14 protein-coding genes are annotated in these 14805 nt (G+C 69.0%); 5 read left to right on the top strand and 9 right to left on the bottom strand.

The window, feature by feature from the left end:
• Positions 1-292: 292 nt before the first annotated feature.
• A complete protein-coding gene (locus CVA01_RS11025) occupies positions 293-1138 on the top strand; it encodes a hypothetical protein (RefSeq protein WP_141330758.1) in 846 nt (281 codons plus the stop codon).
• A 56-nt stretch (positions 1139-1194) separates the two neighbouring features.
• Here the strand turns inward: CVA01_RS11025 and manA are convergent, their stop codons facing one another.
• From manA to CVA01_RS11040, 3 genes are all read right to left on the bottom strand, one after another.
• A complete protein-coding gene (manA, locus tag CVA01_RS11030; protein WP_141330760.1) occupies positions 1195-2427 on the bottom strand; it encodes a mannose-6-phosphate isomerase, class I in 1233 nt (410 codons plus the stop codon).
• Positions 2428-2447: 20 nt separating this feature from the next.
• Positions 2448-3836, bottom strand: coding sequence for a phosphomannomutase/phosphoglucomutase (locus CVA01_RS11035; RefSeq protein ID WP_141330762.1), 1389 nt, complete (start codon positions 3834-3836; stop codon positions 2448-2450).
• 71 nt (positions 3837-3907) lie between these two features.
• The gene (locus CVA01_RS11040) at positions 3908-4399 is read right to left on the bottom strand and encodes a DUF3499 family protein (RefSeq protein WP_141330764.1); all 492 of its coding nucleotides are present in this window, start codon (positions 4397-4399) and stop codon (positions 3908-3910) included.
• A gap of 91 nt (positions 4400-4490) precedes the next feature.
• On the opposite strand from CVA01_RS11040, the gene CVA01_RS11045 reads away from it, so the two are divergent.
• Positions 4491-5036: a metallopeptidase family protein gene (locus CVA01_RS11045; protein ID WP_174775637.1), complete on the top strand. Its 546-nt coding sequence runs from the start codon at positions 4491-4493 to the stop codon at positions 5034-5036.
• Positions 5037-5039: 3 nt separating this feature from the next.
• On the opposite strand, the gene CVA01_RS11050 is transcribed toward CVA01_RS11045, so the two are convergent.
• The 4 genes from CVA01_RS11050 to rfbD all read right to left on the bottom strand — a co-directional run bounded on the left by CVA01_RS11050 (position 5040) and on the right by rfbD (position 8645).
• Positions 5040-5258, bottom strand: a complete 219-nt coding sequence (locus CVA01_RS11050) for a WhiB family transcriptional regulator (RefSeq protein WP_174775638.1) — start codon at positions 5256-5258, stop codon at positions 5040-5042.
• A gap of 433 nt (positions 5259-5691) precedes the next feature.
• Positions 5692-6783 (bottom strand): mannose-1-phosphate guanylyltransferase, encoded by a 1092-nt coding sequence (gene manB / locus CVA01_RS11055; protein WP_141330766.1) that lies wholly within the window; start codon positions 6781-6783, stop codon positions 5692-5694.
• Positions 6784-6855: 72 nt separating this feature from the next.
• Positions 6856-7767 (bottom strand): glycosyltransferase family 2 protein, encoded by a 912-nt coding sequence (locus CVA01_RS11060; protein ID WP_014010688.1) that lies wholly within the window; start codon positions 7765-7767, stop codon positions 6856-6858.
• A gap of 11 nt (positions 7768-7778) precedes the next feature.
• Complete coding sequence (gene rfbD, locus CVA01_RS11065) at positions 7779-8645, bottom strand: dTDP-4-dehydrorhamnose reductase (RefSeq protein WP_244938273.1); 867 nt, start codon at positions 8643-8645, stop codon at positions 7779-7781.
• A gap of 110 nt (positions 8646-8755) precedes the next feature.
• Between rfbD and CVA01_RS11070 the strand changes: the two genes are divergently transcribed.
• On the top strand, positions 8756-10624 hold the full coding sequence (locus tag CVA01_RS11070; RefSeq protein ID WP_141330770.1) for an LCP family protein: 1869 nt from the start codon (positions 8756-8758) through the stop codon (positions 10622-10624).
• Between the two features lie 195 nt (positions 10625-10819).
• Here CVA01_RS11070 and CVA01_RS11075 read toward each other — a convergent pair whose 3' ends face one another.
• A complete protein-coding gene (locus tag CVA01_RS11075; RefSeq protein WP_141330772.1) occupies positions 10820-12613 on the bottom strand; it encodes a bifunctional ADP-dependent NAD(P)H-hydrate dehydratase/NAD(P)H-hydrate epimerase in 1794 nt (597 codons plus the stop codon).
• A gap of 115 nt (positions 12614-12728) precedes the next feature.
• On the opposite strand from CVA01_RS11075, the gene CVA01_RS11080 reads away from it, so the two are divergent.
• Both CVA01_RS11080 and CVA01_RS11085 read left to right on the top strand, forming a co-directional pair.
• Positions 12729-13322, top strand: a complete 594-nt coding sequence (locus CVA01_RS11080) for a VanZ family protein (RefSeq protein WP_014010692.1) — start codon at positions 12729-12731, stop codon at positions 13320-13322.
• Positions 13323-13351: 29 nt separating this feature from the next.
• The gene (locus CVA01_RS11085; RefSeq protein WP_073883303.1) at positions 13352-14041 is read left to right on the top strand and encodes a TIGR03089 family protein; all 690 of its coding nucleotides are present in this window, start codon (positions 13352-13354) and stop codon (positions 14039-14041) included.
• Here the strand turns inward: CVA01_RS11085 and CVA01_RS11090 are convergent, their stop codons facing one another.
• A complete protein-coding gene (locus CVA01_RS11090; protein ID WP_170209762.1) occupies positions 14042-14695 on the bottom strand; it encodes a hypothetical protein in 654 nt (217 codons plus the stop codon).
• Between the last annotated feature and the right edge of the window lie 110 nt (positions 14696-14805).

Below are 14805 nucleotides of genomic sequence, written 5' to 3' on the forward strand. Positions count from 1 at the left end.
GGGGGAAGATCGCGGGGTCCCGGTGAACGGAACAGTCACCGCGTATCGCTGTACCGGCCCAGAATAGCGACGGACCGGCGTCGACGGGTATCACCCTCCGGTCACGGTCCGGTAACGTTTTGCCGACCAAGAGCGAGAGAAAATATGGTGAAGTTCACATATAGAGAGTGCGACCTGCCAAAAGTTCGTGATACGGTGGTCGTAATCGTAACCTGATCGTGACTTTTGCCGAGTGACGTAGCCTCCGTTCCCACCCCGGGGGCATACCCCGAGAGGAGAGTGACCGAGGATCATGCCGACCGATCCCCAGACACCCGACGGCGGTTACGCGCTCACACCGGAGCAGTCCGGCACCGGAGCTGCGGACGCCACCACCGGTGTCGCGTCCACCGCCCACCACGAGGAACTGCTGCGCACCGAGGCCCTGGCCGCCCGCCGTGGCAACCGTGCGATCGCCCGCTTCGCGGCCGTCGGACTGGTCGCCGCCCTCGCCGTCGGCTTCGTCACCTGGCGTAACTCGATCCCGGCGAACAACAACGCCGACGACAGTCCGGTCGTCGACGCCTCGGTGGACACGTCCCTGCGCCCCACCCGGACCGAGGAATCCCCCGAGCCGGCACCGCGCACCACCACACACCGGGAGTCCACCCCTCCCCCGGTGACGATCGGTGGTGTCGCCCCGCTCAGTGAGGACCCCTATCTCCCGCCGAATGCGTGGAATGGTGGCGACAGCCTCGACCCGGTCGTCCCGAGCCCGGAGGACACCACCCCACAGGACACCGGCGGCGAGACCGCTCCGGACACCACCGACGAGAACCCCTCCTCGCCGGAGTACCCGGTCATTCCGGGTCTGCCGTCGCTGCCTGACTTCCCGGGTTTCCCGGACCACAGCGGTGGTGGCTCTTCGACCCCGACCGAGCCCACCGAGGATCCGGAGTCCGGTGAGGACACCGGGCAGCCCGGCACCGGGGAGGGCGGCAACGGTCTCGCCGACGGCAGTGCCTCCGAGGACAGCGGCGATGCGGGTGCATCGCAGTCCCCGAACTCCGGCGCGTCCGCCGACGCCGACTCCACGTCCCCGCAGGCTCAGCGGGCCCAGCCGTCGGAGCCCTCCGAGCTCGGTGGGCAGGACAACTAGCCTCCCGCTGAAAACCACCCCCGGCCCGGCCGACCACACGGTGACCGGCCGGGTGGTCAGCCCGCTGTCGCGATGAAGACGCGGCCCAGCGACGTGACCTGCAGGTCACGTCCCGTCGTCGCGGGAACCCACACCGCCTGCCCCGGACGCAGCCGCGTCGGGGCAGAGCCACTGGAGTCGGAGCCTTCGGCACCGGAGAGTTCCGCCCCACCGGCACCCACCAGGACTACGGCCGGCCCGGCCACCGGGGCGACCTGTCCGTTGTCGACCTCGCGCAGGGCGAAGTCGGGTACCGGGACGTCGAACCGACCGTCCGCGTCCCGCGGGCACACCGGGTCAATGACCGGAGCGAAGTCCATGACGCGCATCAGCTCGGGCACGTCGATGTGCTTGGTGGTGAGGCCACCACGCAGCACATTGTCGGAGTTCGCCATGATCTCCACACCCGTACCGCCCAGATAGGCGTGGAGTTTGCCGGCGGCGAGAAACAGGGCCTGACCCGGCTCCAGGACCACATGGTTGAGCAGCAGCGAGATCAGGACGCCGGAATCACCCGGGTACTGCTCCGCAAGTTTGCCGGCGACGCGGGCCGGGCCACGCATCCATCCGGGAGCCTCTCCGGCGTCCACCAGCGCCGTCAATCGACGGCACTCGGGTGCGGTCACGGCGACGAGTTGCCGCTTGGTCGCGGCCGGCAGGGTGAGCCAGGTCGTCACCAGGGCGCGGAGGTCCTCGGCGTCGTCCCCGGAGCCCAGCACCGCGGTGGTGTGCGCGAGATCGGGCACCGCCAGGGCACCGAGGAGCTCGCGGGTCCGGTCCAGCGGACGGAACCCGGCGAGCGCCTCGAACCGGGTGAGTGCGACGAGCAGCTCGGGTTTGTGGTTGTCGTCCTTGTAGTTCCGCTGGGACGCCCCGAGCAGCACCCCTTCGGCGTTCTCGCGGGCGAAACCCTCTTCGGCCTGCTGCTTCGTCGGGTGTGCCTGCAGGCTCAACGCCTGGTCGGCGGCGAGCAGTTTGATGAGGAACGGGAGCCGGTCGCCGGAGCGGTCGGCCCCCAGCTGCCCCTCGGGGTCACCGGAGATGACGTCGAGCAGCGTCCGGGAACCGCCGGAGACGACGGACGGTGCGGCCGGGTGCGCCCCGAACCACATCTCCGCCTCCGGATGTTCGGTCGGCAGTGGACGACCGGTGAGTTCGGCCAGGGCGGTCCGCGAACCCCAGGCGTAGTGCCGGACGGCGCCGTCGATGAGGAGCGGGTGCGCCCCGGTATCAGGTGTCTGTGATGTCACAGCGATGGGAGTCTCCTACCTCACGCCCGGATGACCGAGAGCGCCTTGTCGACGATCTCGGTGATGCGCTCACGGGTCGGGGCCTCGACGTTGAGACGCAGCAGGGGCTCGGTGTTCGAGGCACGGATGTTGAACCAGGAGCCGTCGGTGAGCTCGACGGTCACGCCGTCGAGTTCATCGGTGGACGTGGTCTCGTCGGCGAAGGCCTCGACGACGGCGGCGGTGCGTCCTGCCTGGTCCGCGACCTCGGAGTTGATCTCCCCGGAGGCCTCGTAGCGGGAGTACGCCTGCTTGAGTTCCGACAGGGGCCTGTCCTGGGCACCGAGGGTGGCGAGGACGTGGAGGGCGGCGATCATGCCGGAGTCCGCGTTGTAGAAGTCCGAGAAGTAGTAGTGGGCGGAGTGCTCGCCACCGAAGACGGCCCTCTCCTCGGCCATCTGCGCCTTGATGAAGGAGTGGCCGACGCGGGTCCGGACCGGCTTACCGCCGAGCTCGGTGACGAGTTCCGGGACCGCCTTGGAGGTGATGAGGTTGTGGATGATCGTCGCGCCCGGGTTCTGCGCCAGGTAGCGCTCGGCGATCATGCAGCAGATGGCCGACGGGCTGACGGCGTCGCCCTTCTCGTCGACGATGAAGCAGCGGTCGGCGTCCCCGTCGAAGGCGACGCCGATGTCCGCGCCCTTCTCGACAGTGAACTTCTGCAGGTCGACGATGTTCTTCGGGTCCAGCGGGTTGGCCTCGTGGTTGGGGAAGGTCCCGTCGAGCTCGAAGAAGAGGTCGTGGAGGGTCAGCGCGGACTCGGTGCCGAGCACGGCGGGTGCGGTGAGGCCACCCATGCCGTTGCCGGCGTCCACGGTGACGGTCAGCGGACGGATGCCGTCGAGCGGCACCAGGGTCTTGAGGTAATCCGCGTAGTCGGTGAGGACGTCGCGGGAGCCCACGGTGCCTGGCTCGCCGTCGAAGGCCGGGACACCGTCGACGAGCATGTCGACGATCTCGGACAGACCGGTGTCCTGACCGACCGGGCGGGCGCCGGAACGGCACATCTTGATGCCGTTGTACTTCGCCGGGTTGTGGGACGCCGTGAACATCGCACCGGGGCAGTTCAACGACCCGGCGGCGTAGTAGAGCTCGTCGGTCGAGGTCAGCCCCAGCTCGACGGCGTCGAGGCCCTGGGAGGTGACGCCGGCGGCGAAGGCGGCGGAGAGGTCCGGGGAGCTGGGGCGCATGTCATGACCGATGACCACGGTCGTCGCACCTTCGCCACGCATGAGGTGGCCGAAGGCTGCTCCGGTGTCACGGACGAGGTCGGCGTCGATACCCTCACCGACCACGCCGCGGACGTCGTAGGCCTTGACGACGGTGCTCAGCGACTCTCGGGTTCGGGAGGACGGGGTTGGTGACGTCATGGGAGGTAACTCCTTGGGTTCTGGGGATCAACGGTGAGGAAGAGGGGTGTCCGGGAAAACCCGGTGGAGTGTCAGTCTGCGTCCCGGACCGCGTGGAGATGGCGGGCCGGGGTCCGACGCGGCAGATTCCCCCGCGACGGATGGTGACCACTGGGGCGGGGCAGATCCTCGCGGCGGATGATGGTGCCGGCGGGGACAGGCGGGTCGATGACGCCGGGGTCGGTCTCGGCGTCGGGTTCGGCGGAGGCCTCACCCACCGCCTCCATCGCCTCGGCGAGGACCTGCATCTCCTCGTCAGTGAAATCGTTCGAGTCAGTGACGTCGTCGCCGAAGGGGTCGGTCAGGCCTGCAGCCGCGTGGTCCTCACGGACCAGATCCCAGCCTTCGGGGACGGTCAGGCGGGAGACATGTCGGCTGCAGAGGTCCCAGCTGTGCGGGTCCCCGCCGGGCCCCAGCACAGTAACGGTCGCACGGCTCGCCCGGTAGTTGTAACGCAGGGTGGCCACGGCCGGGGTACTGCATCCTGGCCTGGAGCACTGTCGGTAGTCAGTCACGGAGGCCATTTTAGCCCCCTGCGACGGTCCCGTGCCGGACCGGCACTGCAGCGCGTGGCGTACACCGTCGTGGGGCATCGTCAGGGTTAGGATCGGTGCCATGACAGGACCGGCGACAGGACCAACGACAGGACCGGGCACAGGGCCGGGAGCAGGGACGGGAGGACAGGGCCACACCTCCGGTTTCGGCTCCGTGCGCGCCGCCCACCACGATCCGCGGGGACGCGGCCTGCGTGGCGTCCTCATGCCGGATCTGCCGAGGCACCGCACCCGCGGCGAACAGTTCGACGCGGCGGTCCTCGATGTCTACGCCGACGTCCTCGACCGGTTCGGTGACCGGCTCGACGGGCTCGACATCGCCGTGGACATGATCCCGCGGATGCGGATGGACGCCTCGGTCTCGCAGTGGTCCGACGAGGTCGCCGCCGACGGTCCGGTGCCGCTGGGACGCCTGGTCCCGGTGGGGGTCGATGAAGAAGGGACGCCGACGCGGCCACGTCTCATCGTGTTCCGGCGTCCGGTCGAGGAGCGGTCCCGTGACCGGCTGGAGCTGGAGAACTGGCTGCGGTTCGTTATCGCCAGCCTGGTCGCCACGTATCTCAACGTGTCACCGGAGACGGTCGACCCGCGCTTCGACTGGGAGTGAGCTCTACCCGAGCCGCTTCTTCAGGCGGCGGCGCTCGCGCTCGGACAGCCCGCCCCAGATGCCGAAGCGCTCATCGTGTTCGAGGGCGTACTCGAGGCACTCGTCACGCACTCCGCAGGCGCGGCAGATGCGCTTGGCCTCGCGGGTGGAGCCGCCCTTCTCCGGGAAGAACGCTTCAGGGTCGGTCTGGGCGCACAGCGCCTGTTCCTGCCACTCCTGGATGACCTGGTCGTAGAACTCGTCAAAGTCCGACGTGAGGTCGGACCGCCCGGGATCCACCGCTGCAGAACCGTCTGACAGCGGGCCAGGGAACTCTTCGGGATCAGCGTCGCGGTACCCGTCATGCCTGTCGTCCACGCCGCCTCCTCTCGGTTGCTCGTTCCCCGTCGGTACGGGCGCCGGATCGACAACTCCGTATTGTCAGGCGTCCGTATATCTGTACTCCCCAGAGATTACACACATGGAATTACATGCCTCAACCGCTCTGCCGTGGGACCTCAACCACACGAGTCACAACTGTCACAGCCTTCACTGAAGATGAAGGGGTGTCACCAATGTGTGCCACGACATAAGCACCACTTCGTACAGCCTAACCACTACATATGGGCACCGGACCCCCGATTTCGTCCGGCCACCACAACATGTAGAAAATTTTTCAAATATCGCTGGAGAAGCGCAGACCGCCGTCGGGGATCTGCACCCCCGGCCACACCCTGGCCCCACCGTTGAGTTCACAACGCGCACCGATGACGGCCCCCTCGCCGATCACCGCGTCGCACAGGTGTGCGCGCGCCCCGATCCGTGCCCCGGCGGCGATGACACACCGCTCCACCGTCGCACCGGCCTCGATGACCACACCGTCAAGCACCACGGAGGTGTCCACGCGGGCACCGCCGCCGATCTCCGTACCGCGGCCCACCACCGTGCCGCCGAGCAGCAGCGCACCCCCGGCGACCGCCGCCGACGGGTCCACCAGCGACTCGCCGTGGCGTCCGTCGACCAGCGGCGAGGGGGCGATCCCGCGCACCAGGTCCGAGGAGCCGCGGACGAAGTCCGCCGGCGTCCCCAGGTCGCGCCAGTAGGCCTGGTCCACATGGCCGAAGACCCGGGCACCACGGTCCAGCAGCGCGGGGAAGACCTCGCGCTCGACGGAGACCGGCTTCCCTGCCGGGATCTCGGCGATGATCTCACGCTGGAAGACGTAGCAGCCGGCGTTGATCTGGTCGGTCGGCGGATCCTCGGTCTTCTCCAGGAACGCCGAGACACGGCCGTCGGCGTCCGTCGGCACGCAACCGAAGGCCCGCGGATCAGCGACCTGCAGCAGGTGCAGCGTCACCTCGGCGTCGTGGTCGACATGCGTCTGGAGGACTGCGTTGAGGTCGGTGCCGCCCAGGACATCACCGTTGAAGACCATCACGCGGTCGTGTCGGAGGTGGTCGTAGACGTTGCGGATGCCGCCACCGGTGCCCAGCGGCTCGTCCTCGACGACGTACTCGATCTCCAGACCGAGCTCGGATCCGTCGCCGAAGAACTCCTCGAAGACCTCCGCCTTGAACGAGGTGCCCAGCACCACATGGGTCATGCCTGCCGCACGGATGCGGGCCAGCAGGTGCTGGAGGAAGGGGTAGCCCGCCACCGGCAGCATCGGCTTGGGGATCGAGTTCGTCAACGGACGCAGACGCGTCCCCTTGCCACCGACGAGGATGACGGCGTCGGTGGACGCGGCGAGAGAGCTGGTGTCAGTCATGGAAAAGGTCGGTTCCTTCATCGTCTGGGGAGAGATAGCGGGAGACTGTGTGAGGGCACTACGGCCATGAGATTACCCGGCGGCGTCGTCCCGGTGCCGCTGCTGTAGAGCCCGCGTCGCCAGGGCGAGTGTCACCGCGCCGCGGACCTTCAGTCCGACCCACAGCACCGCACGCACCGGCGCCTGCCACCAGGCGGTGAGGCGGTCGGCCTGGAAACGGTAGGCCGAGTCATGGTGGGCGGGCACGGTGATCTCCGGGTGGGAGGACGCCGAGTGGCCCTGGGCGTGCGCGATCTCGGCGGTCGGGGTGAAGACGTTCTCCCAGCCCGCCCGGCCCAGCCGGTCACCCAGGTCGACGTCCTCCATGTACATGAAGTAGCGCTCGTCGAAACCCCCGACGGCGTCGAAAGCTTCCCACCTCAGCAGCTGGCAGGACCCCGACAGCCACCCGGAGGTGCGCTCCTGCGACATGTCGGCGTCGTCCCGGTAGCGGCGGCTGAAGGGGTTGTCCTTCCACACCGGGGCCAGCAGGGCGTGGCCGATGCCGGAACCCAGGGTCGGCACGGCACGCGCCGAGGGGTACATCGAGCCGTCGGTCTCCCGGATCAGTGGGCCGACCGCGCCTGCCCGTGGGTGACGCCGGGCGGCCTCGATCATCCGGTCCACCGACCCCGGGGTGAAGACCACGTCCGGGTTGGAGATGAGGACGAACTCGTCGTCGATCTCGCCGGCGTCCCGACGGGCACGGACCGCGTCGATCCCCTTGTTCATGCCGGCGCCGTAGCCGACATTTCCCCCGGTACGCAGCAGTTCTACGTTCTCACGGGTGGCGGCGGCGTACTCCGGGGCACCGTCGGTGGAACCGTTGTCGGCCATCACCACCACAGCGCCCTGCGCCGTCGCCGCCGGGACGGAATCCAGGAAACGCCCGAGGTACTCCCCGGGGGAAAAGGTCACGGTGATGATCGCGAGTGGCTTGTTCACGACCGACCAGCCTAGCCCAGTCCCCGGGCCAGAGCCGTACGCCACGTCGGCGGTTCCCCCACCGTCTCCCGCCACGCGGCCAGGTCCAGTACCGACCATTCCGGACGCCGCGCCGGTGCCGGCCACTCGTCCGACCCACACGGCGTGACCCGCTGCGGGTCATGGCCGAGCAGGCGGAAGACCTCACGGGCGAGCCCGCACCAGGTGACCGGATCCCCGGAATTCGTGTAGTGCAGGACGCCGGGCAACGGGCCCTCCTGCTGTGAGAGTGCCCACAGTCCGGCGGCCAGATCGGCGGCGTAGGTGGGACGCCCTGTCTGGTCGTCGACGACCTTCGGGTCCACCCCGCGCTCCGCCAGACCTGCCATCGTCGCAACGAAATCACGGCCCGGGGCGTGCGGCCCTGACCACACCCAGGCGGTGCGCACGACTGTCCCCCCGTGTTCAAGGACGCCGCGCTCCCCCGCAGCCTTCGTCGCGCCGTAGGCATTGAGAGGCCCGGTGGGGTCGTCCGGCGCCCATTCCCGGCCTGTCTCCGGAGGCGTCCCGGGGAAGACATAGTCGGTGGAGAGATGGAGGAAACGTGCCCCGACCTGTGTGGCAGCATCGGCAAGTATGCCGGGGGCCGTAGCATTCACCGCCTCGACCGTCGCCCGGTTGGCCGGGTCCTCCGCACCGTCGACATCGGTCCACGCCGCACAGTTGATCACCGTGTCCTTCCCCGCGAAGCAACGCAGCGCCGCCTCCCGCAGCTGCTCCGGGGAGGACGCCAGATCCAGCGTCTCCCGGGTGAGTGGCGTGCCTCCGAGAGCGACGAGTTCCAGTCCTACCTGTCCGGCCGCGCCGGTGACCGCAATGCGACCAGTCAGTGAATTCACAGATGGCCATGGTACTTGTAGCGCCTGCATGGACAATGCCGCAGCGGGTAGTAGAATCCCCGGCGAACTGTCACCCCGTTACCGCGGCACGCACTGATGAAAGGTGAAGCATGAGCGATTCCGGCCGGACCGACGGCACTTCACGGTCCGATGACGGTCGCGGACGCCATGCCCGCCCCAGCGAGCGTCGCTCCCGACGTATCCGCGAGGCACCGGGCGAGGCGGCAAGCTCCGGACAGACCCGCCTGCCCCGCAGCTCGCGTCGGGCGGAGGGTTCCTCGGGGTCGACTTCCTCATCGTCCTCTTCTTCGTCGTCGTCCGCCTCGGGCGCGCGGCGTAGTGCGGCGTCCTCCCGGGCGTCACGCCGGTCCCGCTCGTCCGGTCCCAGCGACCACCGTCAGCTCGGCTCCACCCCGGTAAAGGCAGTGCTAGGCATCCTCGCCGTCCTGCTGCTCATCGGCGGCGGCTACGGCTATGCCACGGTCGGTAAGCTCGGCGACAGCCTCGCCACCACCGGAGGACTCGACCTCGGCGACCAGGCCGACGGCGCGACCGACATCCTCCTCGTCGGTATCGACTCCCGTACGGACGCCAAGGGCAAGCCGCTCTCCCAGCAGGAGATCGACATGCTCCGGGCCGGTGAGGAGGAGACCACCAGTACGGACACGATGATCCTCATCCGTATCCCCAATGACGGATCCTCCGCCACCGCAGTCTCCCTGCCCCGTGACACCTACGTCGACGGTGGATCTGAGCTCGGCAACGTCAAGCTGAACCAGGTCTACGGCAGCACCAAGTACAACTACGAGACCGAGAAGGCCGACGAAGCCGCCGCCGACGGCGAGGAGTACAACGAAGACAAGGTCTCCAAGGAAGGCATCCAGAAGGGTCGCGAGGCGCTCATCGGATCCATCGGCAACCTGACCGGCATCAGTGTCGACCACTACGCCGAGGTCGGGCTGCTCGGCTTCGTGCTGCTCACCGACGCCGTCGGCGGTGTGGACGTCTGCCTGAACAACGCGGTCGACGAACCCCTGTCCGGTGCGAACTTCCCGGCCGGCCAGCAGACCCTCGACGGTCCGAACGCCCTGAGCTTCGTGCGTCAGCGTCATGACCTGCCGCGCGGTGACCTGGACCGCATCACCCGTCAGCAGGCCTACCTCGCCAGCCTTGCGAACAAGATCCTTTCGGCGAAGACGCTGTCCAACCCCGGCCAGCTCAGCAAGCTCAACGACGCCGTCTCCCGCTCCCTGACCATCGACGACGGCTGGGACATCATGGGTCTGGCCACCCAGATGCAGAACCTCACCGGCGGCAACGTCTCCTTCCAGACCATCCCGGTGACCAGCATCGACGGCACAGGCGACTACGGCGAGTCCGTGGTCACTGTCGACCCGAACCAGGTCCACGGTTTCTTCGACGACCTGCTCGGCGACTCCAAGAAGGACGGCTCGGACGAGTCGGAGTCCGAGGAGACCACCGAGGAATCCATCCCGGACTACGACGCCGCAGCGTCCACCGTCTCGGTACTCAACGCCGGCAATGTCGACGGCCTGGCCACCCGCGTCGGTGACCTGGTCGCCGGTGCAGGCTTCACCGTCGACGAGGTCGGCAACCATGACGAGTCCGGTGTCTCGGAGAGCCAGGTCAACGTCGCCGACGTCAATGACCCGGCCGCCCGCGACCTGGCGAAGAAGCTCGGCGACCTGCAGGTTGTCGAAGATCCGACTCTGGCTGGGGGCCAGATCAGCGTCACCCTGTCGGGCACCTACACCGGCCCCGGCGCCACCGAAGACGACACCCGCACCCTGGACAGCTCCGACTCCGGCGACTCCTCCTCCACTGACACCGGTGACTCTTCCGACGGTTCCGGCGATTCCAGTGAAACGGTCGGCGTCCCGGGCACCATGGATGCCGGCTCCGAAGAGGATCAGGCGCCGATCAAGGCCGACGAGTCCGACACCATGTGCGTGAACTGACGCCCCTCGGTCCCCTCGGGTCGTGGTGTGGTGCGCGGCGTCATCGGCGCCGCGTTGTCGCTTTCCGCCTCGTCGCGTCATGGGAAGCGCCCCGGCGTCATGAGAAAATCGCGGTTCAACGGCCTTTTCCGCGAGAAACTCATGACGCCGGGGCGGAACTCAAGACGCAGTGCCATACCGGAGGGCGCCAGTGCGTCAGAACTCAGGGTGGTAGTGGCGGCGTGTGGTGGAGGGGCCCGAGCGTGCCCAGGCCTGCGGCACGGCGTCCGCGATCTTCGATGCCGAGGTCGGAGCGTAGCCGTCCGGGGTCTCCGCTGCGACGGCGGCTGCCAGAGCGTGCAGCGCCACCGCCTCGGTAGCCGCACCGGTCGCCTGGCTCACCGTGTACTTCGCCGCGAACTCCGCCATGAGCGCCCCGGTGATCCCGGCGAGCACATCACCGGAACCGGGCGTGGCGCCCCAGGAGGTCCCGGCGTCGATGCAGGTCACCCTGGTTGCTCTCACCGTGCCGTCCGGGTCCCGGTCAGGACGCTCCGCGATGACGGTGTGCCTTCCCTTGAGCAGCACCGTGCAGTGCAGCGCCGAGGACAGCGCCACCACCGCAGCGATACGGTCGGTGTCCGGATCGGGGATGTCGGCGGACTCCGCAGACACCGCTTCCGCCAACCGACGGAACTCCCCGGCGTGCGGGGTGAGCAGTGTGGGACGCTCACCGCGTGCCACCAGCGACTCGCGCAGGACAGGGCGCTGTGAGAGCAGGGTCAGGGCGTCGGCGTCGATGAGCAGCGGTTCAGGGCGGGACAGCAGCTCGGCGAGCTCCGTGGCGGCGTCCTCGTCCGTGCCACGGCCAGGCCCTACGACCCACGCCTGTACCCGGCCGGTCTCCGCCACCGACGGGGACCAGATGACCTCGGGGGTGGCGCGCAGGACCTCCAGGGAGCCGCTGCCGACGTAGCGCACCATGGCACTCGTCGCCCGCACGGCACCGGTGGTGGCCAGCACCGCCGCCCCCGGGTATTGCGAAGAACCGGCACACACCCCGACCACGCCGCCGGTGTACTTGTCGTCGTAGGGTCCCGGTTCGGACGGCCCGGCGAGCTGCGCGGCATGCAGGTCCGGGGTCTTCAGACCGGTGGCTGAGGCGTCCCAGCGTCCTCCGTGGTCGATGCCGCCGTGGGTCCGGCGCGGATCGGCGGCTGGCTCGACGGCCTGCGAGAACCCGACATGCACGCCCGGTTCAGGACGCCACCACGCGTCGATCTTCGCCAACTCCCCACCGATGGAACGCTTGTCATCCAACGCAGGATCGGCCAGCAGCACCTGCCCGCAGAAGGCGTTCACCGCGTGCGCTCGACGCCACCCGCCGAAGGTCACGGTGACATCGGCGATGGCGTGGGACAGGAACGGCACCTCACGGTCCCCGAACGGATCCGGCGCCTCCACCGGGTCCGGCACGGAACCGGTGTCCGCGTCGATCCCGGAGGGCACGTCGACCGACAAAAGCGGGAACAGCCACCGGTTCGCCAGGTCCAGCACCGTCGCCGACCGCGGGTCCACTCCCCCGGCCCCACCCATGCCGAGCACCCCGTCGATGAGCAGCCGGTAGGGCGCGGGACGCTGCGTCCACAGGTCCCCGTAGTCCACCACGGTGCCGCCGGCCGCGGTGAAGGCGTCCAGCGCGTCCTGGTGGACCCGCACATCCCCGGTGTCCCGGTCACGGCCGAGCAGTACGGCGTCCACCGTCCACCCGTCGGCGAGGAGGTCGCGTCCGGCGTAGAGGGCGTCTCCCCCGTTTCCTCCGCCGCCGACAGCGAGCAGGACGCCGGTCTGCATGTCCATGACAGGCTTCCGCTCCAGCATCATCCGTGCTGCGGTCGCGACCCCGGCCGCGGCGGACTGCATCAGCTCATCGGTCCTGGTCTGGGCCTCCAGCAACGGCTGCTCAGCCTGGCGGATCTGGTCGACGGTGAAGACTGTGGAAGTGTCCATGGAAGTGTCCATGTCACCCACGGTACTGACACCGTGCGTGGCCAGCGCCCTGACAGGTTTCTGCCATCCCCCGGGGCTATTCTCCGGAGTCATGTCCGCCACTACACTGACCCGCATGCCCACGTCGCCTGCACCGGGGACGGTTCCGCCCACCCCGGTGCGGACCCGCCCGTGGACCTGGGTGGCCCTGGTCGGTTACCTCGCCGTGGTCGTGGCGCTGACCTGTCTGAAGTCCTTCTACACCATCGGCACGCTGTGGAAGCCGGAGAACCAGCGCGTCCGGGAGCTGCGGCTGCAGCCCTTCGGCATCATCGCGGACGCCTCGAACCCCTTCAGCGCAGCCTTCGACATCCTCGGCAATGTCGCCTTCTTCCTCCCGCTCGGCATGCTGCTGGCGGTGATCTTCCGGAAGGTGTGGCCGGTGGTGGTCGTCTCCGCCGGGCTGAGCGTGGCCGTCGAGGTCGCACAGTACGTCTTCTCGCTGGGACGCACCGATGTCACCGACCTGATCTGCAACACGGTCGGTGCACTGGCCGGCGCACTGATCACCGCCCTGTTCCTGCAGTGGTCGACCACCGCCGCCCAGCGTTGGGCGCGGACGGTGACGGTCGTCGTGCTGGTGACGGTGGTCGTCTTCGCGGTGCTGGTCATCCTCGGCCCGGCCCTGTCCGGCGAGGCGCAGCCGCTGGACGAGGGGCCGGTCCTCTGACCCGGTGATCTGACGCTAATGTGACGGGCATGGATCTCATGGCCCCGTTTCTGGCGTCCGACGCCGCCTCGCCCCGCATCACCACCTACACCGACCGGGGGCGGATGGAATTGTCCGCGGCGACGGCGGCGAACTGGGCGGCGAAGGGCGGCAACCTCTTCACCGGTGAGCTCGGCCTGGGCCGGGGGGATGTGGTCGTGGTGGACTGCCCGACCGACTGGCTGCCCGCGGCGCTGGTACTGGGCTGCTGGCAGGCCGGCGTCGCGGTGTGCTCCCCCGCCTCCCCGGCAGCGCAGGACGCGGCGACAGTGATCACCACCGACCCCGGGTGCGACCTTGCCGACGAGGTGCTCCTGGTCTCCACCGACCCCTTCGGACGCGGCGTGGCGGAGTCCGGCGGCGAGGTGCCCTTCGGGGTGACCGATCTGGCCCCGGAGCTGCGGGTACAGGGTGACCGCTACGCCGGCCCGTCTTCCGGTGCGGACGCCGTGCTCCTGGTCGACGCCACCGGTGCGGAGGTCACGGGCACGGAGCTGCAGGACCGCGCGTCCTCCCGCGGTGAGAACGTGCGCGCGGTGACGGGCGGGTGGGAGGACGCCGACAGTCTCGTCGACCGGCTGCTCCCCCTGTTCGCCGGTGGTTCGGTGGTGCTGTCCACCGACGGGGACGCCGACCGGTTGGCCCACCTCGCCGAGGTCGAGAAGGGCGTGGTGGGGTAGCTACTCGACGGCGATGAGGGCGTCCAGCAGGAGCCTGGCCTGGGACAAGGGGTGCTCCGGGAAGCGGTCGTCGTAGGCGCGATCCTCGGCGAGGGTGGCGAGCAGGTAGCCGTCGGCCGGGGTGAGTGCGGGGTCGTAGGGGTCGACGAACCAGCCCTCGAGTCCGTCGTCGCCGATGCTGATCTCCCCCGCCCGGCGCTTGAGGTCCATGACCGCCGCGTCGCGCATACCGGCGGTGCCGGTCTCGGTGAAGAACCCCTGGAGTTGCCAGGGTTCGAGGTACTCGCCGTTCTCCACGGCGACGTGGAGGGTGAGGTTGTACTGCATGCCGGAGCCGGGTTCGGCGTCCTCCGGCGGGAGGGTCTTGACGACGGTGTAGACGATGAGGTCGCCGACCGGAGTCTCGCCGGCGTCCGCCTCGACGAGTCCGGCGTGGAACTCCCTGAGGTTGGGGCGGATGCCCTCGATGACCTCGTCGCGGTCGACGGGCATCATCTGGGAGTCGAGCGGGGCGAGGGTGACCACGGCGTTGCTCCCGGCGAGGTGGTAGCCGAAGGCGACGGTGCCCGGGGCGTCCTCCGGGAGGGTGTTGAGCACTTCCCAGTGCGAGGGTAGGTGGAGGGTGCGGCCGGTGTCTCCGAGGGTGATGTCCATGAGTTCCCAGGGTACCGGGACGGGGGTCGGGGGCCGGTATATGATTCTCCTACAGGGGATCAGGCCCCTGCCACGGACAGAGGACGCCATACCGACGAGCATCCCCTTCC

This window comes from Corynebacterium variabile (genome assembly GCF_006539825.1).
Taxonomy (GTDB): domain Bacteria; phylum Actinomycetota; class Actinomycetes; order Mycobacteriales; family Mycobacteriaceae; genus Corynebacterium; species Corynebacterium variabile.